Source organism: Mesoterricola sp. MK458, from assembly GCF_055384935.1.
In genome coordinates, this window is sequence record NZ_AP045075.1 from 1,904,548 (window position 1) to 1,930,240 (window position 25,693).

Below are 25,693 nucleotides of genomic sequence, written 5' to 3' on the forward strand. Positions count from 1 at the left end.
CCTCATACCCCCGTTGAATGGATACGCCAGTATAGCGGCTACTTCCGGGCTTCCTCCAGGGCGGTCTGGGCCTCCTCCCAGGCGCTCATGGCGTAGGCGAGTTCGGTTTCCAGGGCCTTCTGGGCATCCAGCTTGGCGCCGAAGACCTCCCAGTCGGCGGGGTCGGCGGCGGCCAGTTCCCGGGCGACCACGGCGAGGCGGCCTTCCAGGTCCGCCACCGCGGTCTCGGCCTCCTGCACCTTGCGCTCCCAGCGCTTGACGGTCTTCTGCCGCTCGCGGTCAATGGGCTGCGGCTTCTGGGGCTGGGCCTTCTGGGGCTGGGACTTCTGGGGCTGGGACTTCTGGGGCTCGGACTTGCGCCGGGGGGGTTCCTCCACGGCCTCGGCCTCCTCGGGTTCCTCGCCGATGTCCAGGTCCACCCAGGCCTGGTTGTCCTCGTAGCCGCCCTCGCGGAATTCGGTGCGGTTCTCGTGCACGCGCAGGATGCTGTCGGCCACGCGCCCCAGGAGGTACCGGTCGTGGGTCACCACCACCACGGCCCCGGTGAAGCTCAGGATGGTGTCCTCCATGGCTTCCATGGAATGGATGTCCATGTGGTTGGTGGGCTCGTCCAAGAGCAGCAGGTTGACGCCCTCGCGGATCAGCGTGGCCACCGAGAGCCGCGCGCGTTCGCCGCCGGAGAGCACGGTGACGGGCTTGTCCACGTCGTCGCCGCGGAAGGAGAACTTGGCCAGGAAGCCCAGCACGTCCTGCTTGGGGGCCATGGGGATCACGGCCTGGATCTGGGCGAAGACCGTGTTGCGGGGGTCCAGGTTCTTGTGGTGCTGGTCGAAGTAGCCCAGCTTCACCTGGCTGCCCAGGCGCGAGCCGCCGGTGATGAAGTCGATCTCGCCCGCGATGGCCTTGAGCAGGGTGGACTTCCCGGTGCCGTTGAGGCCGACGATGGCGAGCTTCTGGCCGCGCTTGACCTGGAAGTGCTCCAGGGGCTCGAACAGGGGCACCCCGTCCCAGCCCACCGAGGCCTTGTCCAGCACCAGCGCCGTGTCGCCGCTGCGCTGGGTCTCGGGGAAGCTGAACTTGATGCGCCGCCGGTCCTTGAGGGGCTTCTCCAGGCGCTGCAGCTTGGCGAGCTGCGTGCGGCGGCCCCGGGCGATCTTGGTGTCCTGGCCGGCGATGTTGCGGCGGATGTAGTCCTCCTGCCGCTTGATGTACTCCTGCTGGCGCTCGAAATGGCGCTCGGCGATCTCGATCTCCGCTTCCTTCTTCTCGATGAACTCGGTGTAGTTGCCCTCGTAGGCGCGGCTGCGGCCCAGCTCGATCTCCAGGATGCTGGTGGCGATGCGGTCCAGGAAGTAGCGGTCGTGGCTGATGACGGCCACGGTGGCGGATGTCGAGTTGATGAAGCTCTCCAGCCAGCGCAGGCTGGGCAGGTCCAGGTGGTTGGTGGGCTCGTCCAGCAGCAGGAGGTCCTGGCCCTGGAGGATGGCCTTGGCCAGCATCACGCGGCTCTTCTGGCCGCCGCTGAGTTCCAGGACGCTCTTGTCCATCATCTCGGGCGCGAAGCCCAGGGCGAAGAGGATGGCTTCGGCGCGGCTGCGGATGGTGAATCCGTCCTGGCGCTCGAAGGCCTCCTGCACCTTCTGGTACCGCTCCATGACGGCGTCCAGGTCCACCCCGGGCTCGGCCATGGCGTGCTCCAGGTCGCGCATCTCATGCTGCAGGGACTCCACGTCGCCGAAGGCGGCCATGGCCTCTTCCAGGATGGATCCGCCGGTGGCCGGCGCCAGGTCCTGGGCATAGTGGCCCACGCGGATGCCGCGCTCGGCGGTGGGCCGCACCACGGTGCCCTCATCCAGCTCCAGCTCGCCCAGCAGGACCTTGAAGACCGTGCTCTTGCCGGCGCCGTTGCGTCCGATGACGCCCCAGCACTCGTCCTCCTGGATGGCCCAGGTGACGTCCTTCAGCACCTCGTGGGGGCCGAAGCTGAGGAAGGCGTGGTTCAGGCTGGCGAGCATGTTCGTGTTTCAAGAAAAGAGGCCACCGGGTTGGTGGCCTCTGTTTTGGTGGAGCTAAGCGGGATCGAACCGCTGACCTCTTGCATGCCATGCAAGCGCTCTCCCAGCTGAGCTATAGCCCCGGGGGAAGTAATAATCATGCCACCGGATGGAGAAAACCGCAAGCACAAAATCACGGGCCAAGGCGGAGCCGCTGACCGACCTGGATGCGGTTCCCTTTGACCTTGTTCCATTTGCGGAGGGACTCCACCTCCACGCCGTAGCGGGTGGCGATGGCGAAAAGCGTTTCTCCCCTTTTCACCAGGTGGGTCCGGGGACGGGCTTCCAGGGCCGGCCGGGGCGCGGGCGCCTTGACGGCCTGGGGCACCGGGGGCAGGTCCGCCGGGGCCGCGGCCTGCGGCGGGGCTTCCGGAGCCGGCACGGGAATGGTGGGCAGCGCCTCCAGCGGGTGATCCTCGATGACCTTGCTCCGTTCCACGTGCGTCATGAGGTCGCGGGTGTCGATGGGGGCGGGGGGCGGCGGCGGCACCTTGATGACCTTGCCGGACTTGAACTGGGCCTTCCGGAGGTCGTTGGCCTCCAGCAGGTCCTCGGGGCTCAGCCTGAACTTGGCGGCCACCTTGGCCAGGGTGTCACCCGGGCGGATCTTGTAGGTCTTGAAGTCCAGCCGCTGGCCGGCCGGGATCCGGGCCAGGGCCCGCGCGGTGGCGCCGCCGAGGCCCGGCGGGACCCGCAGGGTGTAGCGTCCCGGAGGGGTGCTGGACCGCAGCAGCTCGGGGTTCAGCTCCCGGAGGGTCTCCACGTCGGTGCCCGCGTGGCGGGCCAGGACGGCGAGGCTGGTCATGCGGTCCACTTCCACGGTCTCGTAGGCGTAGGGCTGGAGCTGCTCCACCTTGAAACCGTAGCGCTCGGGGTCGTGGCCGATGAGGATGGCCGCGCACAGTTCGGGCACGTAGTTCTTGGTCTGGTTCCGGAGCCAGCGGCTGCGGGCCATGTCCCAGAAATTGCGGCTGCCCAGGTTCTGGGCGGCGCGATCGGTGGTGAGGGGTCCGGCGTTGTAGCCGACCAGGGCCAGGTACCAGTCCCCGGAGGTCTCGTACAGGCGGCGCAGGTACCGGGCCGAGGCGCGCGTGGCCTTGACGGGATCCCGCCGCTCCTCCACCCAGGCGTTGCCGTTGAGCCCGTAGATGCGCCCCGTGGACCGGATGAACTGCCACATGCCCACGGCCTGGGCGTAGCTGCGGGCGCTGTTGATGAAGCCCGATTCGATGACGGCCAGGTAGGCCAGGTCCTGGGGGATGCGCTCCTCGGCGAAGATCTGGCGCGCCATGGGCAGCCACATGGTCGCCCGCGAGAGGGTGCGCTCCATGAAGCCCCGCTTGGTGGTGGTGAACTCGTGGACCCAGGCCAGGACCTTGTCGTTGAGGTCGATGGGGAAGTCGTAAATCGCGCCCGCGGTGCCGCCCTTGACCTGCTCCAGCTCGGCCTTGAGGGCCTCGCCGGAAAGGGGCACCACCTCCGCGGCCTCCTTGAGGCCGGGGTCCGGGACGGCGGGCTCGCCCTCGCTGTCGGGCAGGTGCTGCTCGAGCTCCTGGAGCCGGTCCAGGAGGGCCTTGATCTCGGGGGTCTCCAGCGCCTCCTCGGGCCAGTCGGCCACGAGCACCTCGGCCTCCTCGGCGCGGGTGCCGGCGGTGTCCCAGTCCTTCTCCTGGGCGCTGCGCTCGCCGTCCTCCACCAGGGTCCGCAGCCGGGCCACGTCGGGCCGGAAGCGCGTCGCTCCGGCGGCCTTGGGGGTCGTGGCGGGCAGGCCCTTGGCGGCGGGCACCGGAAGCCCCTTGGGCGCCGGGGCCGGAAGGGGCTTGGGGGATTGGGCCGGCAGGGCCCTGGAAGGCTGGACCGGCGTGGCCGGGGCCGCCATGCCCGCGCATGCCACGAGCAGGGCCAGTAGCCGGCCCCGGAATCGCCGGGGGCTATCCGGGGCCTGGCAGGTCATTCAGTGGCTCTCGGCGCTGACGAGGGCCTCGTAGGCCGCGGCGTCCAGCAGCTCGGGGTTCAGGGCGCCCTCGAGCTTGACCTTGAGCATCCAGCCCTTGCCGTAGGCGTCCTCGTTGACGTACTCGGGGTGGGCTTCCAGTTCGGCGTTGATCTCGAGCACCTCGCAGGCGGAGGGGATGAAGATCTCGGAGACCGTCTTCACGGACTCGACGGTGCCGAACTCGTCGCCGGCCTTGAAGGCGGCGCCCACCTCGGGCATGTCCACAAACACGACGTCGCCCAGCGCCTCCTGCGCGTAGTGGGTGATGCCAACCAGCGCGGTGCCGTCGCCCAGGGGCTTGATGTATTCGTGGTTCTTGGTGTACTTCACGTCGGCGGGGTACATGGATTCCTCCAGAGGGATGATTCTAGCCGCGGTGGGCCGGTCAGGGGTTTACAGGTGCAACTACTTGGCGCGCTTGTAGAAGGGGGTGGGGATCACTTCGGCCTCGCAGGCCTTGCCGCGGATGTCGATGTGGATGCGGGAGCCCAGGGGAGCGTGGCTGACGGGCACGTAGGCCAGCCCCAGGTTGAAGCCGCAGGTCGTGCTCGGGGAGCCGCTGGTGACGTAGCCGGCCTTCTTCCCGTCCACGAGGACGTCCATGTGGTCGCGGGCGATCTCGCGCTTCTCCAGCATGCGGAAGCCCACCAGCCTGCGGCTGAAGCCCTGCTCCTTGAGCGTGGCCAGGGCTTCGCGGCCCAGGAACTCGCCCTTCTGGAGCTTGATGATCCAGCCCAGGTCGGCTTCCAGGGCGTTGGTGGTGTCGTCGATCTCGTGGCCGTAGAGGGCCATCTTGGCTTCCAGGCGCAGGGTGTTGCGGCAGCCCAGGCCGGTGGGCATCAGGCCCAGGGGCTGGCCGGACTGCATGAGCTCGTTCCACACCCATTCGGTCTTCTCGGCCGGGCAGTACACCTCGAAGCCGTCCTCGCCGGTGTAGCCGGTGCGGGCGAACATGACGGGCATGCCCTTGAATTTGCCGAAGGCGAACCAGTAGTACTTGATCTGGGAGAGGTCGATGTCCACCAGGGGCTGGAGGACGTCGATGGAAAGGGGACCCTGGAGCGCCACCTGGCCCGTCTGGTCGCTCTCGTTGGTGACCTCCACGTCCCACTTGGCGGCGTGCTGCTTGACCCAGGCGAAGTCCTTCTCCACGTTGGAGGCGTTCACCACCAGCAGGAAGTGGTCGTCGGCGATCTTGTGGAGGAGCAGGTCGTCCACGAAGGTGCCGTTCTCGTACAGGAAGGCGGTGTAGTGGATCTGGCCGTGGGCCAGCTTCACGACGGCGTTGGGGGTGAGCCAGTCCAGGAAGGCCATGGCCTGGGGCCCCTTGACGCGGATCTCGCCCATGTGGCTCACGTCGAACAGCCCGACCTTGGTGCGCACGGCGATGTGCTCGGCGATGATGCCGGCGGGGTACTGGACGGGCATGTCCCAGCCGCCGAAGTCCACCATCTTGGCCCCGAGGGCCCGGTGGACGGCATTGAGGGGGGTCTTCAAGAGTTCGGACATGGCTTCTCCATCAGGTTTGCGAGTTGAACGAATCGGAACTTTGATTGTAGGCCATCGCCCGGGGTTTTCACATCCTAGGAGGCTGTCTCGGCACCCAGGGAAGCACCCCGGGCAGGTCCCAGGCCAGGCTCCAGGCCCCGCCTGGCTCCCGCCGCGCCTCCAGGGCCACCGCCAGGGGAAGGATCTCCACGCCTCCGTCCCGGGCCCGCTCCAGTTCGGCGGCGTAGTCCGGGTCGATCTCCCGGGCCGCGTCGAAGCCCGTCACGTCGCCCCGGTGCACGAAGAACACGATGGCCGCGCGATGGCCCAGGCGCACCATGGCCCGGAGTTCGCGCAGGTGCTTGGCGCCCCGGAGGCTCACCGCGTCGGGGAAGCACGCGAGGTCCCCCACGCGAAGGGTGGCGTTCTTCACCTCGATGAAGACGCACCGGTCCCGGGCATCCCGGGCGAGCACGTCGATGCGGCTGCGCTCCTCGCCGTACTTCTGCTCCGTGAGCACCGAATGGAGGCCCGGAAGGCCCGGCAGCCGGTTCTGGCGGGCGGCCTCGGCCACCACCCGGTTGGGCATGCCCGTCTCCACCCCCACCCAGGCGCCCGCACGGTTGCATGCCAGCCAGGTGTAGGCCAGCTTGCGGGCGGGGTTGGTGCTGGCCTCCAGGAGCACCGCGTCGCCGGGCTCCCAGGAGGACGCCATGGTGCCGGTGTTGGTGCAGTGGGCCGTGGCCACCGTGCCGTCGGCCAGTTCCACGTCGGCGAGGAACCGCTTGTATCGCTTGAGGATGACGCCTGGGACGAGGCCTGTTTTCCGGATCAGCATGGGTCCAGTGTGACAGAACGCCCCGGAACCCCTCAGCGGGACGGACGCAACGCCAAGGGATAGAGCAGGAAGGCGACGGCCAGCAGGCCCATGGCCGCCTTCAGGCCCGCCAGGTCGGCCAGGGCCGACCCCACCACGGGTCCGACCATAAGGCCCAGGGAGAAGGCGATGTTGAGCAGGGAGAACACCGAGCCGAAGTCGGTGCTCCCCTTCCCCTCCACGTGGCCGGCCAGGGCGGGTCCGCAGGGGGACATGAGCAGGCTGCAGGTGCTTCCCATGGCCAGCATGTACGCGAACACCGCCGCGCGGCCCGGGAGGAAGGGCGCGGTGGCCAGCAGCACCGCCGCCAGACCCATGCCCAGGCGCAGGGGGCCCCAGGGGCCGCGCCGGTCGGTCCAGTGGCCCACGAGGGGCGAGGTGACGATGCTGGCCAGGGCCGTGGTGGTGAAGGCCAGGCCGATGGCCATGGCGTCCATGCCCAGGTGCTTCGACAGGTGCAGGGGCAGCACCGCCTCCAGCACGGCCCCCAGGAGCGAGCCCAGCACCATGGCGCCCGCGAACACCCGCACCGTCCCGTCCCGCAGGAGGCCCAGGTAACCGCTCCCCGCGGGCTGGCCGGGAGGGTCCTCGGGCAGCAGGGTGATGCGGACCCCCGCGTCCAGCACCGCCAGGCCCGCGGCGAAGAGGAACGCGGCCCGGATGTCCCAAACGCGGGTCATCCACCCGGCGAAGGCCGGGCCCAGGAACAGGCCGAGGTTGGCGCAGGCGAAGACCGTGCTCATGGCCTTGCCCCGCTGGTTGGCGGGGAAGTGGTCGGCGACCATGGACAGGCCCGCCACCCAGGTGGCGGCCGCGGCCACGCCCTGGAGGACCCGGGCCACCAGGAGCAGGGGAAAGTTCCCCGCGAAAGCGAAGAGGATGGTGGATGCCCCGAAGCCCACCAGGCCCCCCAGGAAAGGGCCGCGCCGCCCGTGGCGGTCCGCCCAGGTGCCCAGGGGGAGGGCCGCCAGCAGCAGGGCCCCCGCGTAGCTGCCAAAGAGGAATCCCAGGTGGGTTTGGCTCAGGCCATGGAGCCGCGCGTACTCCGGCAGGAGCGGCGGCAGCATGGCGTAGACGACCGTATCGGTGAAAAAGGCCAGGCCCACCACCACCAGCGCGGCGTATTTCGGGGCCAGCCTCGCCATCAGAAGCCTGCGGCCAGGATGCGGTCGATGGCCTCGGCCAGGTCCGCGGCCACCAGGTCGGCCCCGGCGCCGTCCACCTGGGAGCCGTACCCGGTGCGCACCAGGGCCGACCTGCAGCCCGCGTTCTTCCCGGCTTCGAGGTCCAGCGCCTTGTCGCCGATCATCCAGCTGCGCGAGAGGTCCAGCCGGTGTTCCTCCGCGGCCCGCACCAGCATCCCGGGGTTGGGCTTGCGGTCCGGGTGGTCCGGGTGGGCGTAGTCCCCCTTCCCGCGCTCGTGGTGCGGGGCGGCGTAGATCCCGTCCATGCGGGCCCCTTCGCTGGCCAGGAGTTCGGCGATGCGCTCCATCACGGCGTTGAACTCGTCCCAGCCGTACCGGCCCTTGCCGATGCCGCTCTGGTTGGTGACCACCACCACCGGGATGCCCAGGGCGTTGAGCCTGGCCAGGGCCCCGGCGGCCCCGGGCACCAGCACCACGTCCTCAGGGCGGTGGAGGTAGCCCACCTCCTCGTTGAGCGTGCCGTCCCTGTCGATGAAGACCGCCGGACGCGCAGCCATGAATGTTCCTTCAACCATCAATCACTCCCGATTGGCATGATGCCACGGTCACGGGGCGGCGGCCCCGCGGGGCTGCGCCGGGCCGGACCGGGCTCAGAGTTCCTTGACCAGCGAAAGGGCCGCCTGGCACAGGCGCCGCACGCCGGGGACCAGGTCCAGGGAGGCCAGGGCCTTCTCGCCCACCCACTGCCCGCCTTCGGGGGGCGGGGGCAACTGCTCTTCGGGCGCCTTGGTGCGCAGGAGGTGGGTGAGGTAGAGGCGCTGCTGCCCTTCGAGCCCCTCCAGGCGCAGGAGCCAGGGGGTCGGAAGCCGCGAGGTGCGCTCGTCGAAGACCACCGGCAGGCGCGAGGGATCGTGGAACCGGAAGGGGATCTTCCAGCTGCCGTCCACCTGGGCCTGGAGGAGGGCCGGGGGCAGGAAGCCCGGGGACCACGGCACCTGGGGCGGCATGAGGAGGCCACGGTGGGGGGCATGCACGGAGGGCACCAGGAGCACGAAGGGCATGGCCGATCCGTGCACGAGCACGCCCTCGATGAAGGTGGTCAGGTAGACCGGGCCTTCCGACATGCTCACCTCCCGCCCTGGATCTCCAGATCCCGCAGGATGCGGTCCCTGGCTTCCTCGACTTCGGCCACCAGGGCTTCGGGCTTGAATTTCCGGAGTTCCTTGGTGCGGCGGTCCTTGAGTTCCACCACGCCGTCCTTGAGGCCCTTGGAGCCCACCATGACGCGCAGGGGGAAGCCCAGCAGGTCGGCATCCTTGAACTTGGCGCCCGGGCTCATGCCCTCGCGATCGTCGTGGAGCACCTCGAAGCCCGCGGCCTCCAGGTCGCGCTCCAGGCCGTCGGCCACTTCGCGCACCTGGTCGTTGCCCGGATCCAGGTCCAGGAGGTGCACCTGGTAAGGGGCGATGGGCCAGGGCCAGACGATGCCGTCGGCGTCGTAGTTCTGCTCGATGGCCGCCGCCACGGTGCGGGTGATCCCGATGCCGTAGCAGCCCATGACCATGGGGTTCTCCTTGCCGTGCTCGTCGACGTAGACGCAATTCATGGACTTGGAGTACTTGGTGCCCAGCTTGAAGACCTGGCCCACCTCGATGCCCCGGAAGGCCTGGAAATGCCCGGTGCCGCAGCGGGGGCAGAGGTCGCCCTCCTGGGCCAGGCGCATGTCCAGGACCTTCGCGCCCGGGAGGTCGCGCAGGGGGTCGAAGCCGAAGTGATGGGATCCGGTAACGTTGGCTCCGCAGGTGAGGTTGCTGGCGCCCTCCAGGGAACGGTCCACGAGGTAGACCAGGGCGTCCTTGGGGGCCTGGTGGAGGGCCCAGTGGCGGGTGCCCTCCTGGGGGAGCGGGCCCAGGAAGCCCGGGGCCGCGCCGCAGAAGTCCTCCACGTCGGCCATGGGCTGCAGGTCGGCGGCGCCCAGGAAATTCTTAACCTTGACGGTGTTGAGTTCGTGGTCGCCCCGGAGGACGCAGGCCACGGCCGCCTTGCGGACCGTGTCGCCTTCCGCGGGGAATTCCGCGGTCAGCCAGTAGACCTTGGAGGTCTGGTGCAGGGGGAGCCCGTCGTGGGCATCGTCCTTGAAGGCCCGGGCCTGCTCCTCCATGACGGTGATCCCGGGGGTGCTGAAGTGGCAGCGGCTGAGGGCCAGCGCGGGGCCGTGGTCCACCGCCGGCACCCGGGGCGCCTCGGTCTTCTCGATGTTGGAGGTGTACTCGCAGGAATCGCAGGAGAGGATCCCGTCCTCCCCCGAGCCGGCCAGCACGTGGAACTCGTGGGTGAAACTGCCGCCGATGGCGCCGCTGTCGGCCTCCACGGGGCGGAACTTGACGCCCAGGCGGGAGAAGATGCGCTTGTAGGCGTTGAACATCTCCCAGTAGCCCTTGTCGGCGTCGGCGTCGTCCACGTGGAAGGAGTAGCCGTCCTTCATGATGAATTCCCGGCCGCGCATGAGGCCGAAGCGGGGCCGGATCTCGTCCCGGAACTTGGTCTGGATCTGGAAGACGTTCATGGGCAGCTGTTTGTAGCTGCGGACGTTCTTGCGGACGATGTCGGTGACGACCTCCTCGTGGGTGGGGCCCAGGCAGAAGTCGGCGTCCTTGCGGTCCTTGAAGCGCAGGAGTTCCTTGCCGTAGAAGGACCAGCGCCGGGACTCCTGCCAGAGCTCAGCGGGCTGGACGGTGGGCATCAGGAGTTCCTGGCAGCCGTCCTTGGCCAGTTCCTCCCGGACGATCTGCTCGAACTTGCGGATGCTCCGCAGGGCCAGGGGCAGGTAGTCGTAGATGCCGGCGGCCAGCTTCTGGATCATGCCGGCGCGCATCATGAGCTGCTGGCTCACCACGTCGGCGTCCCGGGGAACCTCCCGGAGGGTCTGGATCAACATCTTGGTCTGCTTCATCGGGTCTCTTTCGGGGCTTGGGTATCGGGTTCAGGCGAGCAGGGAATTGACGATCTGGCTGGCGGCCTTGCCGTCGTAGGCGCCCCCGTGGGCTGCCTGGAGGGCCTTCATGACGGCGCCCATGTCCTTGCGGCTCTGGGCCCCGGTCCGGGCGATGGCGGCGCGCACGGCCTCCTCGAGCTGGGCTCCCCCCAGCATGGAGGGGAGGAATTCCTTCAACACCTGGATCTCCGCGAGTTCCGTCGCCGCGCGGTCGGCATAGCCGGCCTGGGTGAACTGCTCCACGCTGTCCTCCCGGCTTTTCACCAGCCGCTTGAGCACGGCCAGGCCGTCGGCGTCGGGGAGCACGCCCTGGGGCCCGAGGCCCTTGGCGACGGCCTCGTTCTTGTACGCGGCAAGGGCCATGCGCAACACCGCCGTCCGGGCGGCATCCCGGGCCAGCATCGAGGTCTTCAATTCGGCTTGCAATCGATCCAGCATGTGGGAAAACTCCAATCGGCCTGCTCCTTAATCCTGCCCTTGAAGCGGTCCGCCTTCAATCAGTTGTGGAAATAATCCCCGCCCGGTGGCCGTAACCAGTGAAATAATGAAAACAAACCGCGAGGCTTACCCCACATGAACGTTGCCTTCATCAACCCTTTCATCGAATCCACCCTCCGCAGCCTGGACATGATGGCCGGGATCCAGGCCGAGAAATCGGGGCTGGAACTGAAGGAGGACCTCATCACCACCTACGACGTGTCGGCGATCATCGGCCTCACGGGCGAGACGTCGGGGTCGATCATCATCAGCATGCCCGAGGCCCTGGCCTGCAGGATCGCCTCGAACATGCTCATGGAGGAGATCAAGACCCTGAACAAGAACGTCGAGGACGCCATCGGCGAGATCGGCAACATCGTCGTGGGCGACGCGCGGCGCAGCCTCATCCAGGACGGGCACCAACTCAACATCTCCATCCCCACGGTCGTCATCGGCGTGGGCCACAAGATCAGCCGCAGCGGGGACGTGCCCTGCATCGCCATCCCGTTCACGACGGAGTTCGGTGACTTCGAGGTGAACGTCGGGCTCAGGGAAAGCTAGGAGGTTTCAGCTGCAATGAAAAAGGCGCCTCGCGGCGCCTTTTTCATTGCCATCGGGAAGGGCTAGGCCTTCTCGAACTTGATGACTTCCACGGGGCAGCCCGCGGCGGCGGCTTCGATGCCGGCTTCCATGGAGTCCTGGAACTCGCCCTTCAGGGCGGACATCTCGTCGCGGTTCTCGGTCTCGAGGCCGTCCTCGCGCACATCAGCCTTGATGACGCAGGTGGTGTCGGTCACCAGGAAGACGTCGGGGCACTCCGCGTCGCACGCGTTGCAGACGATGCAACCTTCTTCGATCCAAACCTTGGTGATGGCCATCGGTATCTCCTTATCAGGGGCTTCGGCCCCACCATTTCGCACTTCCTAAAACCTATCATCTCGAACCCATCCCTCCAAGCCGGATTGTGACCGAATGCCACCGGTGGCCGAGGCTGGTTTTATGGGCTATCGTACGGAACCAGGAGGGGTTGTGCGCCTATCGGAAAATGCCATCCTCGCCCGGATCCGGGATCTTTTTCCGGGCGGCGGGGAGCTCACGGACGACTGCGGGAGGATCCCTCCGGCCCCGCCCGGCGAGACCCTCCTGGTCACCACCGACCTCATGGAGGACGGGCAGCATTTCAGCCGCGACTGGCATCCCCCTCGCCTCCTCGGCCGCAAGCTCCTCATGGTGAACCTCTCGGACCTGGACGCCAGCGGCGCCGTGCCCACGGGCTTCACCCTCACCCTGGCCCTGGGCCGGGACCTGGACGCGGGCTGGGTGGACGAATTCCTCCTGGGCCTGGCCTCGGCCGCCCGGGAGACCGGGGTGCCGGTCCTGGGGGGCGACACCGTGGGCCGGGACCGGGGCCTGGGCCTGGGCGTCACCGCCTTCGGCTCGGCGCGGCGGTGGCTGCGCCGGGACACCCTGGAGGCCGGCGACGGCCTCTACGCCGACCAGGAACTGGGGGCGAGCCTCCGGGGGCTGCGCAAGCTCCAGGCCGGCCAGGACCCGCTCCTGCCCGACCCCGACGTCCAGGCCCACCTGGACCCCCGGCCCCGCATCGGCCTGGGCCCGCGCCTGGCGGCGATCCCGCAGGTGCATGCCTGCATGGACATCTCCGACGGGCTCAGCCGGGACCTGCGCACCCTGGCCCTGGCTTCCGGCAGGTCCATCGTCCTGGACCGCGCCCTGTCGCCCGACGCCATCACCGGGGGCGAAGACTACGCGCGGTGCTTCTCCTCCTCCCTGCCCCGGCCGGAGCTGGAGCGGCTCCTGGGGATCCCCCTGATCCCGGTCGGCACCGCGACGGATGAGGGCGAAGGGCCCCTTCTCCACTATGATGGGGATACGCTCCGGCCCCTGCCGGACCTGAGCTTCGACCACTTCGCCCCAAGGACCCAATGACCGACCAGCCCCCGCAGGACGCCCCCAAGCCCGGAATCTGGGCCGCCCTGAAGGGCCACATCCTGCATCCGGAAATGACGTCGGAGCAGATCGCCCTCAGCTTCGGCGTGGGCTTCTCCCTGGCCTGGAACCCGCTCCTGGGCCTGCACACGGCCATCGTCCTGGTGGCGTGCTTCCTGTCGCGGCGCCTGCACCGGCCCATCATGTTCCTGGCCTGCTTCATCAACAACCCCTGGACCATGGTCCCCATGGCCACGGCCAGCGCCCTCGCGGGCAACCTCCTGCTGGGCCGGGGGATGAATCTCAACCTCAGCGCCATCCAGTGGCACGCCATCACCTGGCGGAGCTTCATCTCCCGGGAAGGCCTGGACGGCCTGTTCGCGATGCTCAAGCCCATCCTGCTTCCCTACCTCCTGGGCGGCTTCGTGCTGAGCGCCCTGGCCATGCCGGTGGGCTACTTCGCGATGCTCCTGGTGGCCCGGCGCCTGCGCAGGCTCCACCTCCACATGCCCCATCTCCACCATCCGAAACCCCCGTCTACGTAGGAGAACCCCATGGACATGCGTTTCCTCATGAAGCAGGCCCAGGCCATGCAGACCAAGCTCCAGGAGGCCCAGAAGAACCTCCGTGCCGAAGGCACCGCCGGAGGCGCCATGGTGAAGGTCACCCTCAACGGCTCCAAGGAGCTGGTGGGCATCTCGGTGGCCAAGGAGGCCATGGACCCCGAGGATCCCAGCATGCTGGAAGACCTCATCTCCGCCGCGTTCAAGGACGCCTACGCCAAGGTGGACGAGTCCATGGGCAAGATCACCGGCGGCCTCACCGGCGGGCTCAACATCCCCGGCCTCGGCCTGTAATGAAGCTTCCCGCCCCCCTGGAGGCCGTGGTGGAGGCCCTGCAGAAGCTGCCCGGGGTGGGCTCCAAGTCCGCCCAGCGCATGGCGCTCCACCTGCTCAAGGAGGGGCCCGGGGCCATGGAGCACCTGGGCGACCTGCTGCGCCACGCCGCCACGTCCGTGGGGTTCTGCACCACCTGCGGGGCCTTCACGGACCGGCCGGTGTGCTCCATCTGCGCCGACCCCCAGCGGGACACCCGCACCCTCGTGGTGGTGGCCGAGGCCAGCAACGTCCTCACCTTCGAGCGCAGCGGCCACTTCCACGGGCGCTACCACGTGCTCGGCGGCCTCATCTCCCCCCTCAAGGGCGTGGGCCCGGACCAGCTCAAGGTGCGCGAGCTCCTGCGCCGCCTCGAGGACGAGCGGATCCAGGAGATCGTCCTGGCCACGAACCCCACCCTGGACGGCGAGGCCACCGCCGCGTGGCTGGCCCGCATCCTGGAGCCCCTGGGCCTGAAGACCACCCGCATCGGCCTGGGCCTGCCCATCGGCAGCGACCTGGAATACGCCGACGACCTCACCCTCGACCGTGCCCTGGAAGGGCGCAGGCCCGTCTAGGAAGGGTTCTGGGGTAGGTCGATTGGAATAGCGGGACCGTTCCGCTATTCCGATCGCCCTGCACCTAGGATCCCAGCAGCCCCGCCAACACGCTCCGGAACTCCCCGCCCCCGTCCTGCCCCAGCGGCAGCACGTGCTCGATCTGGGCGGAGCGGGCCAGGGCCAGGGTGCGCACGTCCACCTGGGCCGCCAGGAGCAGGGCCGGCATGCCCTCGCCGCCCAGGCGCCTCACCCGCACGAGGAAGTCGGCGGCGGAGAAGGTTCCCACCTTCTCCCCGAGGATCACCAGGTCCATGGGGAAGACCTTCAGGTGGTCCAGGGCCTCGGCCGTGTTGCGGGCCTCGTGGATCCTGGCGTACCCCTCGGCCCGCAGGGCCGAGGCCAGGACGGCGCGCTCCAGGTCGTCGGAAAGGGCCAGGAGGATGCGCCGGGACGCCTTCCGGGGATCCTCCCGCGCCTCGGGGGAGACCGCCCCGGGCGGAAGGGCCGACGCGGCGGAGCCGGACTGCTCCCGGCGCTTGCGCACGGGGAACCCGGCGCTGAACCGGGGCAGCCTGCGGCCCAGGATCCGCCGGATGGTCTGGGCCTCCATCTCCCCCAGGTCCTCGAAGCGGATTCCCAGCTGGATGCCGTCGGCGGCCTGGGTGACGTGGGCCAGGGCTCCGGCGCACACCAGCACCGGGGAATAGGGCAGCTGGTCGATGCGAAGGATGGGGAACCGGGTTCCGGGGGCGAAGGTTGCCGCCCCCACGGCCAGGGGGGCCTGCCCGGGCCCGGAGATGGCCCGTTCCACCCGCATGCGGACGCCTTCCAGGGAGAGGTTCAGGAGGGGGCCGATGACGCCCCGGGCGCCCAGGAAGCCCTCCAGGACGGTGACGGTGGCCTTCTCCCGGGGCCCGAAATGGGCCCGCATGCGGCTGCGGCGGTCGGCGAAGGCCACCGAGGCCGGGAGGCCGAACCACGCGTCTTCAAAGCCGCGCTCCTTCAGGGCCACCGTGGCCAGGAGGCGGATGCCGTCCAGGCTGAACTGGAGCGTGAGGTCGGCGCCTTCGCGCCAGGCCTGCGGAAGGGCCCGGCCCAGGCGCACCCGGAAGCGGGGCGGATCTTCCATCACCTCCTCCACCCGCGCGGGCAGCGGCCCGTGGCCCTCCCCGGACAGCGCCGCCTCGGCCTCCGACCGGCGCAGGTCCTCCAGGTAGGCGAGGATCGTGGGGCGGTCGCGAAGGACGCGTTCGCCGCCGTCCCCTTCGGGTTGCCGGTTCGGATCGGGGGTCGTCATCGTCCACTCCAGCATCAAAGCCGCACCTCCACCCGGGTCCCGCCCTCGGGCCTCGGGAAGAAGGCCAGGTCGGCGCCCTGGGCGTTGAGCCACTTCAGGGCCAGGGGCAGGCCCAGGCCGGTGCCGTCGGGGCGGCCGCTCTCGAAGGGGCGCAGCATGCGGGAAAGGGCCTCGGGGCTGAGCCCGGGGCCGTCATCCAGGATGTCCACCACGCCGTCGCGCACGCGCACCTGCACCCGGCGGCCCGCGGGCGTGGCGTGGCAGGCGTTCTCCAGCAGGTTCACCAGGGCCTGGTGCAGGAGCATGGGGTCGGCCTGGGCCCTTCCGGCCCCCTCGACGGTCACCACCCGGTCGAAGAAGGCGGGGCGGCGGTGCACCTCCTGGGCGGCCTGGGAGGCCACCTCCTCCAGGCGCAGGTCCACGCACTGGGGCTCCAGGGGCCGGGCCCACTGCAGGAAGCGCTGCACCAGGCGCTCCAGGGCGTCGGTCTCGGCCAGCACGGCCTGGGCGGCGGCGCGTTGCCCGGCGCGGTCCAGGAGCTGGCCGTGGCCCTTCAGGACGGCCAGGCCGTTCTTGAGCTGGTGGGCCACGCCGGCGGTCATCTCCCCCAGCTCGGCGAAGCGATCCCGCAGCTGCAGGCGGCGCTCCTCGGCTTCGGCCGCCGTGACGTCCTCGAACTGGAGCAGCGCGCCGACGATGTTCGGGGCCTCGATGCGCCTCACCTGCCACCGGCGTCCCCCGCCGTCGCAGCGCCACGCGGGCCCCGGGGGCCGTTCCAGGCCCTCCCGGAGCCAGGGGTAGGCCTCCAGCACGAAGGCGGCCTCGAGGCCCACCACGCCGGCCTTGACGCCCAGCAGGGCCTGGGCCGCGGCGTTGATCGCCGCCAGGTTCTGGCGCTGGTCCACCCAGAGGATTCCAAAGGGCAGCGCGTCCAGGAGCCGCTCGTGCACGGTGCGGAGCTCGCCCAGGCTGGCCGCGAGCCGGCCCCGTTCCTGGAGGCTCTGGCTCACCGCGCCCAGGAGGACCTCCTCGGAATCGACCACCGGCCTGCGCCGGAGCTTCATCCACCGGTAGGCCGCCATGCAGAGCCCCAGGAGGAGGAGCCCCGCGGGAAGGCCCAGGACCAGCCAAAGGGCTGCGGGGGCGGCTCGGGTCAAAGCGCCTCCTCGACGCGCGCACAGAGGGTGCGCAGGATCTTCAGGCGGCCGTAGTGCTTGTCCTCGCTCTCCACCAGGGTCCAGGGGGCGATCTCGGTGCTGGTGCGGTCCAGCATGTCGCAGATGGCGGCCTCGTAGGCGTCCCACTTCTCCCGGTTCCGCCAGTCCTCGTCCGTGATCTTGAAGCGCTTGAATTTGCTTTCCTGGCGCTCGTGGAAGCGCCGGAGCTGCTCCTCCCTGCTGATCTGCAGCCAGAATTTCACGACGATGGTGCCGCTGCGGGCCATCTGGTCCTCGAAGTCGTTGATCTCCCCGTAGGCGCGCATCCAGTCGGCCTCGGAGCAGAAGCCCTCCACCCGCTCCACCAGGACCCGCCCGTACCAGCTCCGGTCGAAGATGGCGAAGCGCCCCCGCCGGGGCAGGTGGCGCCAGAACCGCCAGAGGTAGGGCTGGGCGCGCTCCTCCTCGGTGGGGGCCGCGATGGGGGTGATCCCGCACAGCCGCGCGTCGATGGCCTGGGTGATGCGCCGGATGCTGCCCCCCTTCCCCGCCGCGTCGGCCCCCTCGAAGACCATCACCACGTTGTGGTCCTTGAAGGCCTTGTGCCTGGTGAGCAGGTTGAGGCGGCCCTGGTATTTCTCCAGCTCGGTCTCGTACTCGGCCTTCTCGGTCCTCTTGGTGAGATCCAGCATCCTGAGGATGTTCAGGCCGTCGATGCTGGGGGCCGCGGGCGGGGCGCGCACCACCGCGGGCGGGGGCGCGGGGCTGTCCAGACGGGCCCGGAGCCGCTCCAGGAGGGTGCGGCCCACGGTCAGCCTCTGGTAGCGGGGATCCGTGGCCTCCACCACGGTCCAGGGCGCCTCGGCGGTGCTGGTGCTGCGCAGGGTGCGTTCGGCCACCTCCCGGAAGGCGTCGTACATCTCAAAGTGCTTCCAGTCCCGGTCCGTGACCCGCCAGCGGGTGAGGGGATCGCTCTCCAGCTTCCGGAGCCGCTTCTTCTGGGCCTGCCGGGAGAGGTGCATCCAGAACTTCAGCACCAGGGCGCCCTCGTTGATGAGCATCTCCTCGAACCGCCGGATCTGGTCCAGGGACTGCTCAAGGCGCCCATCCTTGATGCGGCCGTGGGCGCGTTCCAGGATGGGCCAGGAATACCAGCTCCCGTCGAAGATCCCCATCTTCCCCTTGGGGGGCAGCTGCCGCCAGAACCGCCACATGTGCGGGCGCTCCAGCTCCTCGTCGGAGGGTTCGGAAAACCCGTGGGTGAGGATGTGCCTCGGATCCATCCACTCGTTGAGGGTGTTGACGGTGGCGCTCTTGCCGGCGCCGTCCACCCCCGCGACGAGGATGACCACCGGAAAGGCCTTCGCCGAGGCCAGGTCGAACTGCGCGTCCAGCAGGGCCTCCCGCAGGGCGGGCACTTCCTGGTCGTAGGCGGCCTTGTCGATGGAATGGCCCAGTTCGGCGGATTCGAACATGGTGGCTCCGGCAGGAGGGATCGGCCCGATTCTAGCCTTCTGCGCCGGGATTGTCCTCCACGATTCCCCACCGGTCGTACCGCGCCAGGAGGAGGAGCCCCGGAATGGCCACCGCCGCGCAGGCGAGGAAGTACCCCGACCACCCGAAGCGCAGGGCGAACCAGCCCGCCGGGGCCGTGAGGTAGCCGCGGGTGACGGCCAGGAGGCTGCTGAGCAGCGCGTACTGGGTGGCGGTGAAACGCCGGTCGCACAGCAGCATGATGAAGGTGGCGAAGGCGGTGCCCCCCATGCCGAAGGCGAGGTTTTCCAGGCCCAGCGCGAAGGTCAGCAGCGCCAGCCGCGGCCCCAGCTGCGACAGGACCCAGAAGGCCAGGATGGAACCCGCCTGGCACAGGCCGAACAGGAACAGGGCGCGCTTGAGGCTCAGCTTCTTCATGAGCAGCCCGCCCAGGACGCCCCCCACGATGATGGAGACCATGCCCACGGTCTTGGTGGTGGCGCCGATCTGGAGCTTGGTGAACCCCATGCCCCGGAGCAGGAAGGGCGCGCTCATGGCGTCGGCGAGCTGGTCGCCGATCTTGTACAGGAGGCAGAAGGCCAGGATCTCGGCGATGGCGGGGCGTTTCAGGAGCTGGGAGAGGGGGGCCACCACGGCCTCCCGGAGCGTCCTGGGAGGCTGGATCTGGCCGTCCGTGGACCAGGCCAGGAAGGTGCCCACGGCGCCCACCGCCATGAGGCCGGCCATGGCCAGGTAGGTGGAACGCCACCCGGCGGCCTGGGCGAGGATGAGAGCCCCCGCCCCGCTGGCGAGCATGGCCACCCGGTAGGCGGCGATGTGCACCGCGTTGGCCAGGCCCAGGTCCTTCTCCACGAAGGCCTCCCGCCGCCAGGCGTCCACCACGATGTCCTGGCTGGCGCTGGCGAAGGCCACCAGGAAGCCCAGCAGGGCGATGCGGGTGACGCTCGCCCTGGGGTCCGCCAGGGCCATGAGGACCAGCAGCAGCGCCAGGGCGCCCTGGAAGAGCACCATCCAGCCCCGCCGCCGCCCCAGGAAGGGGGGCAGGAACCGGTCCAGCACCGGCGCCCACAGGAACTTGAGGGCGTAGGGCTGCGTCACCAGGCCGAACAGGCCGATGGCCCTCAGGTCGAGTCCCGATTCGGTCAGCCAGGCCTTGAGGGTGAAACCCGTCAGGTAGAGGGGCAGGCCCGAGGCAAACCCCATCAGGGCCACCGTCACCATCGCCAGGGATCGTTTCCGCATCCTCCGAGGATGGTTGGATCAGGCCTTCATGTCCAGCGCCGCGCCCAGGACGTTCTGCTGCACCTGGAGGAACGTGAGGTCCGCCTTGTAGCTGATCCCCCGGGTGTCCAGGGCCACGGCCTCCGCGGCCAGGTCGACGTTGGAGCCGCCGGGGTTCAAGGGCTCCTGGCTCTCGGCGACGCCGGAGGAACGCACCCCGCCCTGCGGGAGTTCCTCCTGGCGGAGGGACTTGGCCCGGTAGCCGTCGGTGTTCAGGTTGGCGACGTTGCCCGCGGACAGGGCGACGCCCTGGGCCGAAACCCCGATCCGGGAAATGCCTGCTGAAATGCCGTCCATGGAAACCCTCGCTGGTTCCAGCATAGGCCCGGTCTTCAACTTCTCAAGCCTGTTCGTACCATGTGCTGCCGCTCTGGAAGAGCCGGGTCTTTTTTGCCTTCTCTTCAAAGCGCCGGATGGCCAGGTCCACCAGCCGGGTGAGGAGCTCCGCGTAGGGCACCCCGCTGGCCTCCATCATCTTGGGATACATGGAGATGCTGGTGAACCCCGGGATGAAGTTGATCTCGTTGAGAAACAATCGACCGGTAGAGCGGTCGAGGAAGAAGTCCACCCGGGCCATGCCGTAGGCGTCCAGGGCCCGGAAGGCGTCCACGGCGTACCGGTGCACCAGGTTGGCGACCCCCTCCGGCAGTTCGGCCGGGATCCGGGTGGTGCTCAGGCCGTTGAGGTACTTGTCCTTGAAATCGTAGAACTCCCCCGCGGGCAGGATCTCGCCCACCACGCTCACCAGGGGGTCGTCCCCGCCCAGCACCGCCACTTCCAGTTCCCGCACCGTGAGGCCCTGCTCGACCAGGACGCGCCGGTCGAAGGAGAAGGCCCGGTCCAGGGCCGCGGCCAGGTCCGAGGGATCCTTGACCTTCTCGATGCCGATGCTGGAGCCGAGGTTCGCCGGCTTGACGAAAACCGGCATGCCCAGGGTCGCCAGGGACGCCAGGACCGCCCCGGAATCGCGCCGCCACCCCTCCTCGGTGAGGCCGACGTAGGGCACCACGGGCAGGCCCTCGGATTCCCAGATGCGCTTGGTGATCCACTTGTCCAGTCCCGCGGCCATGGCCAGGAGCCCGGCGCCCGTGTAGGGGCGGTGCAGCGGCTCCAGGAGGCCCTGGATCTGCCCGTCCTCGCCCCCGGCGCCGTGGATGGCGTTGAAGAACACGTCGGGCAGTTCCGCCGTCTCGGCGCCCTTCTCGAAGGGAAGGAAGGGACAGGGGCCCCGCTCAGGCAGTTCCCCGGCGGAGAGCCGCGCGAAGGGGTCCCCGTGGAGAACCCAGACGCCGTTGCGGGCGATGCCCATGGGGCGCACCTCGAAGCGGGCCGGATCCAGATGGGCTGCGATGCTCCGGGCCGAGACGATGCTCACCTCGTGCTCCGGGCTTTCCCCGCCGAAAAGGAGACCGATGGAAATGCGCGCCGTGTCCATCCCACAAGTCTAAACTAGTAGCTTCGCCATCCGCAGGAGTTCCCTTGCGCACTGCCATCTACCCTGGTTCCTTCGATCCGGTCACGTTCGGCCACTGGGACCTGATCCTGCGGGCCGAGAGGCTCGTGGATCACCTCATCGTCGCCGTGCTCCACAACCCCGCCAAGAACACCGCCTTCACCGTGGCCGAGCGGGTCGAGTTCCTCAGGGAGCTCACCGGGGCGATGCCCAACATCGAGGTCACCAGCTTCCACGGCCTGCTGGTGGACTACGCCCGGAAGCGGGACGCCCAGTTCATCGTGCGCGGGGTGCGGGCCTTCTCGGACTTCGAGTACGAGTTCCAGATGGCCCTGATGAACCGCAAGCTCTCGGCGAACCTGGAGACGGTGTTCCTCATGCCCAAGGAGGAGTACAGCGTGGTGAGCAGCCGCATGGTGCGCGAGGTGGGCGGCATGGGCGGGGACATCTCCGGGCTGGTGCCCGAAATCCTGGTGGAACGCATCGCCCGGCGCCTGAGCCTCCCGCCCCAGGCCTGAGGCGCCCCAGGCCTGAGGCGCCTCAGCCCCGGAAGAGTTCCAGGAACGCCCGCTGGATCCCCACGAGGGTGAAGGGCTTGCCCAGCACGCGCACCCGCGGGTCGCGGGCCATGACCTCCTCCACCTCCCCGTCGAGGTAGCCGGTGGCCACCAGCACGGCGAGCCCCGGGTTCCGGTGGCGGATCCCGCGCAGGACCTCCAGGCCGCCCATGCCGGGCATGTTCATGTCCAGGAGCACCAGGTCCGCCTTGTTCCCGCCGTCGAGCCACGCCAGGGCCGCGGGGCCGCCGTCCACGACCTCCACGTGGTGCCCGAGCATGCGGAGCATGGTGGGGACCGAGGCCCGCAGCAGCTCGTCGTCGTCGACCATCAGGATGCACAGGGGGGGAACCGGCGGCGCGGTCTCCAGGACATCGGGCCCCTGCGTGGCCATGGCCACCGGAAGGGCCAGGACGGCCCGGGTGCCCTGGCCGGGTTCGCTGTGCAGCGTGAGGGATCCGCCGTGGGCCCGGGCCGCGTTGAGGACCATGGACAGGCCCAGGCCGGTGCCCTTGCCCGAAGGCTTCGTCGTGAAGAAAGGCTCCATGGCCTTGCGCATCACCTCGGGCGCCATGCCTTCCCCGGTGTCCTCCACCCAGATCTCCACCATGTCTTCGCCCTGGCGCCGGGTCCGCAGGGTCAGGGTGCCGCCGGGCACCATGGCGTCGGCCCCGTTCATACACAGGTTCATGAGGGCGCTGCCCAGGATGCCGGCCTCGCCGGTGATCGAGGGGAGGGTTTCGTCCAGGTCCATCACCAGCCGGAATTTCTGCATGAGGGTCCGGTCCAGGAGGGCCATCTCCTGGCGGACGAGGTCGTTGAGGTCGACGGGCGCCGGTTCGCGAAGGCCCTTGCGCGAGAAGCCCACCAGGCCCTTGACCAGGTCCCGTCCGCGGCCCGCGGCCCGTTCCATGGTGGCCAGCGCCCCGTCCAGCTCCGCGTCGTCCGCGTGGCGCACCCGGAGCGCCTGGGTGAGCGCGAAGATGGCCGCGAGGACGTTGTTCATGTCGTGGGCGATCCCCCCCGCCAGCCGCCCGAGGCTCTCCATGCGCTGCATGTGCTCGACCTCGGCCTCCAGGAGGCGGTGGTGCTCCTCCTCGCTGCGCTGGCGCGTGACATCCCTGATGATGGAAAGCTGGACCGTCTCGCCGGCCACGGTGATCATGCGCGAGGACACCTGGCCGATGGCGACGGCGCCGTCGCCCCTGCGGAAGGACATCTCCAGGCACGTGACCTGGCCGTCCCTGCGCAGCTCCTCGGCCCAGCGCACCCGGTCGCGGGGATCCACCCAGACGCCCAGTTCGATGGACGTCTTGCCGATGACCTCCGCGGGGCTGTAGCCCAGGAAGCGGGTGAAGCTGTCGTTCACCAGGAGGTAGGTCCCGTCCTCGATGCGGGTGATGGCGATGGCGTCCGGGCTGGCATGGAAGGTGAGGGCGAAGCGCTCCTCGGAGCGCCGGACCTCCTCCTCGGCCTGCTTGCTGGCGGTGATGTCCTGGATGATGCCCGCCATGAGCCCGGGCTTGTGGTCCCTTCCGCCCCGGGCGCCCCCGGCCACGTGCACCCAGCGGATCTCCCCGTCGGCGCGGCGGATGCGGCACTGGAACGTCCAGTCCGAGCCCGCCGCGGCCCCCTCCCGGATGATCCGCGCCGCCTCCGCCCGGTCCTCGGGGAGGATGTGCTCGAGGAAGGCCTCCCGCGTCCACGGGGCCTCCACGGAGTCGTAGCCGAAGATCCGCGCCTGCTCCAGGGTCCGGTACGCCGACCCGTCTGAATTGTCGAATTCCCAGGCGCCGGTGTGGCTGCGCAGGAGCGAATAGGACAGGCGCTCCTCGCTGACCTGGAGGCGTTCCTGGTTCTCCGCGAGGGAGCGCTGGGCGAGCATGATCTCGGTGATGTCGGTGAAGGTGAGGACCACGCCGCCCACGGTCTGGGCCAGGGTGCGGTACGGCAGGGCCCGCGCGATGAACCAGCGGTCCCCTTCCGAACCCTGGACGTGCTCTTCCCGGGTTTCGTGGGTGGCCAGCACCTGCCTGGCCATCTCGATGACGTCGGCGCCCCGGAAGAGGGGCACGATATCCCCGATGGGCCGGCCCAGGTCGCCTTCGATGAGCCGGTACACTTCCGCGGAGGCCGGCGTGTAGCGGGTGATGCGCAGCTCCTGGTCCAGGAAGACGGTGGCGATGGCCGTGGCCCCCAGGAGGTTCTGGAGGTCGCTGTTGGCCAGGCGCAGCTCGCCGACCTTCTGCTGGAGCTCGTGGTTGAGGGTGGTGAGCTCCTCGTTCACCGACCGGAGCTCCTCCTGGGAGGCCTGCAGCTCCTCGTTGGAGGCCTGCAGCTCCTCGTTGGAGGCGCTGAAGGCCTCGTTGGTGGAACCCAGTTCGTCCACCGTGGCCTGCAGTTCGGCCTGGGTGACGCGGAGCTCCATCTCCATCTGGTCCAGGAGGGGATTGTCCGTGGCCGAGGCCAGCGGCGCGAGGGCGGCGGCCGGCTCCAGCGTCTGCAGGATCACCGCGAACACCCCGGACTCCCGCTCCAGGCCCGGCATGGGGCGCACCGTCACCCGCAAGCTCTCCTCGCCCTGGCCCGAATCCGCCCTGACCAGGGCCGTGGCCGGACCGGGGCCGGTGGGATCCGCCGCCTGGGCCAGGAGGTTGCGCAGCTCCCGCCGGAGGGGCCCGGACGTGCTCTGGAGCAGGTTGCTGGTGGGCGGCCCCATGGGGGGGTGGAGGAACCGCCCGATGCGGCCGGCGCAGAACAGCACATCGCCCAGCTCGTTGATGATGGCGCTCGCCGGGGCGTACTCCTCCAGGAGCATCCGCTCGAAAAGGCCGTCCGTGGTGGTGGCGGGCGCGCCGGTGGCTCGGTCCGCCCGGGGGCGGTCGCGGTAGAGGAGCCTGCGGTCGCCCAGGGGAAAATCCAGCGGGAGCCGGTACTGCACCTCCCGGCGCAGGAAGATGCGGTGCACCTTGTCCACCGCCTCGAACAGGTCGGGACTGGAGGCCAGCCCCTCCGCGGGCCCCAGGAAGAGGATCCCCCGGGCCCTGAGGGCGAAATGGAACAGGGGCACCAGCTTGCGCTGCAGGTCCGGCTGGAGGTAGATGAAGACGTTGCGGCAGGCGATGAGGTTCAGCGAGGAGAACGGCGGATCCCGCACGAGGTTCTGCACGGAGAATACGCACATGTCCCGCAGTTCCTTGGCGACGCGGAAGAGGGCCCCCTCGGGCACGAAGAACCGGGCCAGGCGATCCGCGGATACGCCCCGCAGGGCATCGGCGGCGTACCGGCCGGCCTTGGCGTGCATGAGCGCGCTGGTGTCGATGTCGGTGGCGAAGATCCGCACCGGGCGCGTGGCGCCGAGGGCGTCCAGCTGTTCGCGCACCAGCATCGCGATGGAATAGGCCTCCTCCCCCGTGCAGCACCCCGGCACCCAGATGCGGAGGGGCTCGGGGTCGGCCTTGCGCGACGCCAGCTCGGGCAGCAGGTGGTTGGCGAGGCTCACGAACGCCATGGGATCCCGGAAGAATTCGGTGACGCCGATGAGCAGGTCGTCCAGGAGGGCCTCGGCCTCTTCGGCGGAGTCCCGCAGGTGGGCGAGGTAGTCCTGGAGCGTGGGCGAGCCCGTGGCCCGGGCCCGGTTCTGGATCCTGCGCTGGAGGGTCCCAGGCTTGTACCGGCTGAAGTCGTTGTCGGTCCTCTGGGCGAGGACCTCGCAGATGTGCTTCAGGACCTCGGCCTGGTCCCTGGGTTCCTGGAAATGGTCGTGCGGCATGTCCATCGGCGAAGGGTTCCGGTCGGATCGCGGTTGATGGCGGTTGGCAAGGAGGGATGTCCCGCCATCCTATCAGGCCCGTTCACCCCCGGCGGGCCTCGGAAACCGCGCTTTCGAACAACCGGGCCCGAGGCAATGAACCATTAAGTCAATCCCGAAGCCCGGTGCCCCTGAAACCCCTAGGCCCTCCTCAAGGAGTGAACCCGGGCACTTGAATGGTTCCTGCCGATTCGAAAGCTTTTTTCCTGCGAAGGGCGAGGCCGGAATA

Annotated in this window: 24 protein-coding genes and 1 tRNA gene; 6 read left to right on the forward strand and 19 right to left on the reverse strand. The window is 69.3% G+C overall.

What is annotated here, in order from left to right; all coding sequences use genetic code 11:
* Window positions 1–38: 38 nt before the first annotated feature.
* From ACZ5LB_RS08390 to ACZ5LB_RS08440, 11 genes are all read right to left on the reverse strand, one after another.
* Window positions 39–2,015, reverse strand: coding sequence for an ABC-F family ATP-binding cassette domain-containing protein (locus ACZ5LB_RS08390; protein WP_464605740.1), 1,977 nt, complete (start codon window positions 2,013–2,015; stop codon window positions 39–41).
* Window positions 2,016–2,061: 46 nt separating this feature from the next.
* Window positions 2,062–2,137: transfer RNA gene (locus tag ACZ5LB_RS08395), tRNA-Ala, on the reverse strand.
* A gap of 50 nt (window positions 2,138–2,187) precedes the next feature.
* Entirely contained in the window at window positions 2,188–4,008 is a 1,821-nt protein-coding gene (locus tag ACZ5LB_RS08400) for a lytic transglycosylase domain-containing protein (RefSeq protein WP_464605742.1), read from the reverse strand.
* Window positions 4,009–4,395: a glycine cleavage system protein GcvH gene (gene gcvH / locus ACZ5LB_RS08405; RefSeq protein WP_464605743.1), complete on the reverse strand. Its 387-nt coding sequence runs from the start codon at window positions 4,393–4,395 to the stop codon at window positions 4,009–4,011.
* A gap of 60 nt (window positions 4,396–4,455) precedes the next feature.
* Window positions 4,456–5,559, reverse strand: coding sequence for a glycine cleavage system aminomethyltransferase GcvT (gene gcvT / locus ACZ5LB_RS08410; protein ID WP_464605745.1), 1,104 nt, complete (start codon window positions 5,557–5,559; stop codon window positions 4,456–4,458).
* A 67-nt stretch (window positions 5,560–5,626) separates the two neighbouring features.
* The gene (gene sfsA / locus ACZ5LB_RS08415) at window positions 5,627–6,376 is read right to left on the reverse strand and encodes a DNA/RNA nuclease SfsA (protein ID WP_464605746.1); all 750 of its coding nucleotides are present in this window, start codon (window positions 6,374–6,376) and stop codon (window positions 5,627–5,629) included.
* 32 nt (window positions 6,377–6,408) lie between these two features.
* Complete coding sequence (locus ACZ5LB_RS08420) at window positions 6,409–7,560, reverse strand: MFS transporter (RefSeq protein ID WP_464605747.1); 1,152 nt, start codon at window positions 7,558–7,560, stop codon at window positions 6,409–6,411.
* The gene (locus ACZ5LB_RS08425) at window positions 7,560–8,117 is read right to left on the reverse strand and encodes a D-glycero-alpha-D-manno-heptose-1,7-bisphosphate 7-phosphatase (RefSeq protein ID WP_464605748.1); all 558 of its coding nucleotides are present in this window, start codon (window positions 8,115–8,117) and stop codon (window positions 7,560–7,562) included. The genes ACZ5LB_RS08420 and ACZ5LB_RS08425 overlap by 1 nt, the downstream gene beginning before the upstream one ends.
* A 93-nt stretch (window positions 8,118–8,210) precedes the next feature.
* Complete coding sequence (locus tag ACZ5LB_RS08430; protein ID WP_464605749.1) at window positions 8,211–8,684, reverse strand: hypothetical protein; 474 nt, start codon at window positions 8,682–8,684, stop codon at window positions 8,211–8,213.
* A 2-nt stretch (window positions 8,685–8,686) separates the two neighbouring features.
* Entirely contained in the window at window positions 8,687–10,513 is a 1,827-nt protein-coding gene (locus ACZ5LB_RS08435; protein WP_464605750.1) for a proline--tRNA ligase, read from the reverse strand.
* A 30-nt stretch (window positions 10,514–10,543) separates the two neighbouring features.
* Window positions 10,544–10,993, reverse strand: a complete 450-nt coding sequence (locus ACZ5LB_RS08440; protein ID WP_464605751.1) for a GatB/YqeY domain-containing protein — start codon at window positions 10,991–10,993, stop codon at window positions 10,544–10,546.
* A gap of 135 nt (window positions 10,994–11,128) precedes the next feature.
* Here ACZ5LB_RS08440 and ACZ5LB_RS08445 point away from each other — a divergent pair, with 135 nt between their 5' ends.
* Complete coding sequence (locus ACZ5LB_RS08445) at window positions 11,129–11,593, forward strand: chemotaxis protein CheX (protein ID WP_464605752.1); 465 nt, start codon at window positions 11,129–11,131, stop codon at window positions 11,591–11,593.
* 62 nt (window positions 11,594–11,655) lie between these two features.
* Here ACZ5LB_RS08445 and ACZ5LB_RS08450 read toward each other — a convergent pair whose 3' ends face one another.
* A complete protein-coding gene (locus ACZ5LB_RS08450; protein WP_464605753.1) occupies window positions 11,656–11,910 on the reverse strand; it encodes a ferredoxin in 255 nt (84 codons plus the stop codon).
* Window positions 11,911–12,061: 151 nt separating this feature from the next.
* Between ACZ5LB_RS08450 and ACZ5LB_RS08455 the strand changes: the two genes are divergently transcribed.
* From ACZ5LB_RS08455 to recR, 4 genes are read left to right on the forward strand one after another with little or no spacing between them, the layout of a single operon-like run.
* Window positions 12,062–12,979, forward strand: a complete 918-nt coding sequence (locus ACZ5LB_RS08455; RefSeq protein ID WP_464605754.1) for a thiamine-phosphate kinase — start codon at window positions 12,062–12,064, stop codon at window positions 12,977–12,979.
* Window positions 12,976–13,524, forward strand: coding sequence for a DUF2062 domain-containing protein (locus tag ACZ5LB_RS08460; RefSeq protein ID WP_464605755.1), 549 nt, complete (start codon window positions 12,976–12,978; stop codon window positions 13,522–13,524). Before ACZ5LB_RS08455 ends, ACZ5LB_RS08460 begins: the two co-directional genes overlap by 4 nt.
* A 9-nt stretch (window positions 13,525–13,533) precedes the next feature.
* Window positions 13,534–13,836 carry a YbaB/EbfC family nucleoid-associated protein gene (locus ACZ5LB_RS08465; RefSeq protein WP_464605756.1) on the forward strand — a complete coding sequence of 101 codons (303 nt, stop codon included), beginning with the start codon at window positions 13,534–13,536 and terminating at the stop codon, window positions 13,834–13,836.
* On the forward strand, window positions 13,836–14,432 hold the full coding sequence (gene recR / locus ACZ5LB_RS08470) for a recombination mediator RecR (protein ID WP_464605758.1): 597 nt from the start codon (window positions 13,836–13,838) through the stop codon (window positions 14,430–14,432). Before ACZ5LB_RS08465 ends, recR begins: the two co-directional genes overlap by 1 nt.
* 64 nt (window positions 14,433–14,496) lie before the next feature.
* Here recR and ACZ5LB_RS08475 read toward each other — a convergent pair whose 3' ends face one another.
* The 6 genes from ACZ5LB_RS08475 to ACZ5LB_RS08500 are packed head-to-tail and all read right to left on the reverse strand — an operon-like array spanning window position 14,497 to window position 21,018.
* On the reverse strand, window positions 14,497–15,711 hold the full coding sequence (locus ACZ5LB_RS08475; protein ID WP_464605759.1) for a hypothetical protein: 1,215 nt from the start codon (window positions 15,709–15,711) through the stop codon (window positions 14,497–14,499).
* Window positions 15,712–15,725: 14 nt separating this feature from the next.
* Window positions 15,726–16,868, reverse strand: a complete 1,143-nt coding sequence (locus tag ACZ5LB_RS08480) for a sensor histidine kinase (protein ID WP_464605761.1) — start codon at window positions 16,866–16,868, stop codon at window positions 15,726–15,728.
* Window positions 16,865–18,343, reverse strand: a complete 1,479-nt coding sequence (gene pap, locus ACZ5LB_RS08485; protein WP_464605762.1) for a polyphosphate:AMP phosphotransferase — start codon at window positions 18,341–18,343, stop codon at window positions 16,865–16,867. The genes ACZ5LB_RS08480 and pap overlap by 4 nt, the downstream gene beginning before the upstream one ends.
* Before the next feature lie 31 nt (window positions 18,344–18,374).
* Entirely contained in the window at window positions 18,375–19,604 is a 1,230-nt protein-coding gene (locus tag ACZ5LB_RS08490) for an AmpG family muropeptide MFS transporter (protein ID WP_464605763.1), read from the reverse strand.
* Between the two features lie 18 nt (window positions 19,605–19,622).
* Entirely contained in the window at window positions 19,623–19,940 is a 318-nt protein-coding gene (locus tag ACZ5LB_RS08495; protein ID WP_464605764.1) for a flagellar basal body rod protein FlgC, read from the reverse strand.
* A 43-nt stretch (window positions 19,941–19,983) separates the two neighbouring features.
* Entirely contained in the window at window positions 19,984–21,018 is a 1,035-nt protein-coding gene (locus tag ACZ5LB_RS08500) for a D-alanine--D-alanine ligase family protein (RefSeq protein ID WP_464605765.1), read from the reverse strand.
* A 104-nt stretch (window positions 21,019–21,122) separates the two neighbouring features.
* On the opposite strand from ACZ5LB_RS08500, the gene coaD reads away from it, so the two are divergent.
* Window positions 21,123–21,614 carry a pantetheine-phosphate adenylyltransferase gene (coaD, locus tag ACZ5LB_RS08505; RefSeq protein WP_464605766.1) on the forward strand — a complete coding sequence of 164 codons (492 nt, stop codon included), beginning with the start codon at window positions 21,123–21,125 and terminating at the stop codon, window positions 21,612–21,614.
* Window positions 21,615–21,636: 22 nt separating this feature from the next.
* On the opposite strand, the gene ACZ5LB_RS08510 is transcribed toward coaD, so the two are convergent.
* Window positions 21,637–25,425, reverse strand: coding sequence for a CheR family methyltransferase (locus ACZ5LB_RS08510; RefSeq protein ID WP_464605767.1), 3,789 nt, complete (start codon window positions 25,423–25,425; stop codon window positions 21,637–21,639).
* Between the last annotated feature and the right edge of the window lie 268 nt (window positions 25,426–25,693).

Bases quoted from the DNA above. Each gene is read 5' to 3' on its own strand.
- ACZ5LB_RS08450 (WP_464605753.1), bottom strand. From the start codon at position 11,910: ATGGCCATCACCAAGGTTTGGATCGAAGAAGGTTGCATCGTCTGCAAC.
- ACZ5LB_RS08400 (WP_464605742.1), bottom strand. From the start codon at position 4,008: ATGACCTGCCAGGCCCCGGATAGCCCCCGGCGATTCCGGGGCCGGCTA.
- gcvH (WP_464605743.1), bottom strand. From the start codon at position 4,395: ATGTACCCCGCCGACGTGAAGTACACCAAGAACCACGAATACATCAAG.
- ACZ5LB_RS08425 (WP_464605748.1), bottom strand. From the start codon at position 8,117: ATGGCTGCGCGTCCGGCGGTCTTCATCGACAGGGACGGCACGCTCAAC.
- ACZ5LB_RS08435 (WP_464605750.1), bottom strand. From the start codon at position 10,513: ATGAAGCAGACCAAGATGTTGATCCAGACCCTCCGGGAGGTTCCCCGG.
- ACZ5LB_RS08420 (WP_464605747.1), bottom strand. From the start codon at position 7,560: ATGGCGAGGCTGGCCCCGAAATACGCCGCGCTGGTGGTGGTGGGCCTG.
- ACZ5LB_RS08465 (WP_464605756.1), top strand. From the start codon at position 13,534: ATGGACATGCGTTTCCTCATGAAGCAGGCCCAGGCCATGCAGACCAAG.
- pap (WP_464605762.1), bottom strand. From the start codon at position 18,343: ATGTTCGAATCCGCCGAACTGGGCCATTCCATCGACAAGGCCGCCTAC.
- ACZ5LB_RS08495 (WP_464605764.1), bottom strand. From the start codon at position 19,940: ATGGACGGCATTTCAGCAGGCATTTCCCGGATCGGGGTTTCGGCCCAG.
- ACZ5LB_RS08475 (WP_464605759.1), bottom strand. From the start codon at position 15,711: ATGACGACCCCCGATCCGAACCGGCAACCCGAAGGGGACGGCGGCGAA.
- recR (WP_464605758.1), top strand. From the start codon at position 13,836: ATGAAGCTTCCCGCCCCCCTGGAGGCCGTGGTGGAGGCCCTGCAGAAG.
- sfsA (WP_464605746.1), bottom strand. From the start codon at position 6,376: ATGCTGATCCGGAAAACAGGCCTCGTCCCAGGCGTCATCCTCAAGCGA.
- ACZ5LB_RS08440 (WP_464605751.1), bottom strand. From the start codon at position 10,993: ATGCTGGATCGATTGCAAGCCGAATTGAAGACCTCGATGCTGGCCCGG.
- ACZ5LB_RS08390 (WP_464605740.1), bottom strand. From the start codon at position 2,015: ATGCTCGCCAGCCTGAACCACGCCTTCCTCAGCTTCGGCCCCCACGAG.
- gcvT (WP_464605745.1), bottom strand. From the start codon at position 5,559: ATGTCCGAACTCTTGAAGACCCCCCTCAATGCCGTCCACCGGGCCCTC.
- ACZ5LB_RS08430 (WP_464605749.1), bottom strand. From the start codon at position 8,684: ATGTCGGAAGGCCCGGTCTACCTGACCACCTTCATCGAGGGCGTGCTC.
- ACZ5LB_RS08490 (WP_464605763.1), bottom strand. From the start codon at position 19,604: ATGCGGAAACGATCCCTGGCGATGGTGACGGTGGCCCTGATGGGGTTT.
- ACZ5LB_RS08510 (WP_464605767.1), bottom strand. From the start codon at position 25,425: ATGCCGCACGACCATTTCCAGGAACCCAGGGACCAGGCCGAGGTCCTG.
- ACZ5LB_RS08445 (WP_464605752.1), top strand. From the start codon at position 11,129: ATGAACGTTGCCTTCATCAACCCTTTCATCGAATCCACCCTCCGCAGC.
- ACZ5LB_RS08460 (WP_464605755.1), top strand. From the start codon at position 12,976: ATGACCGACCAGCCCCCGCAGGACGCCCCCAAGCCCGGAATCTGGGCC.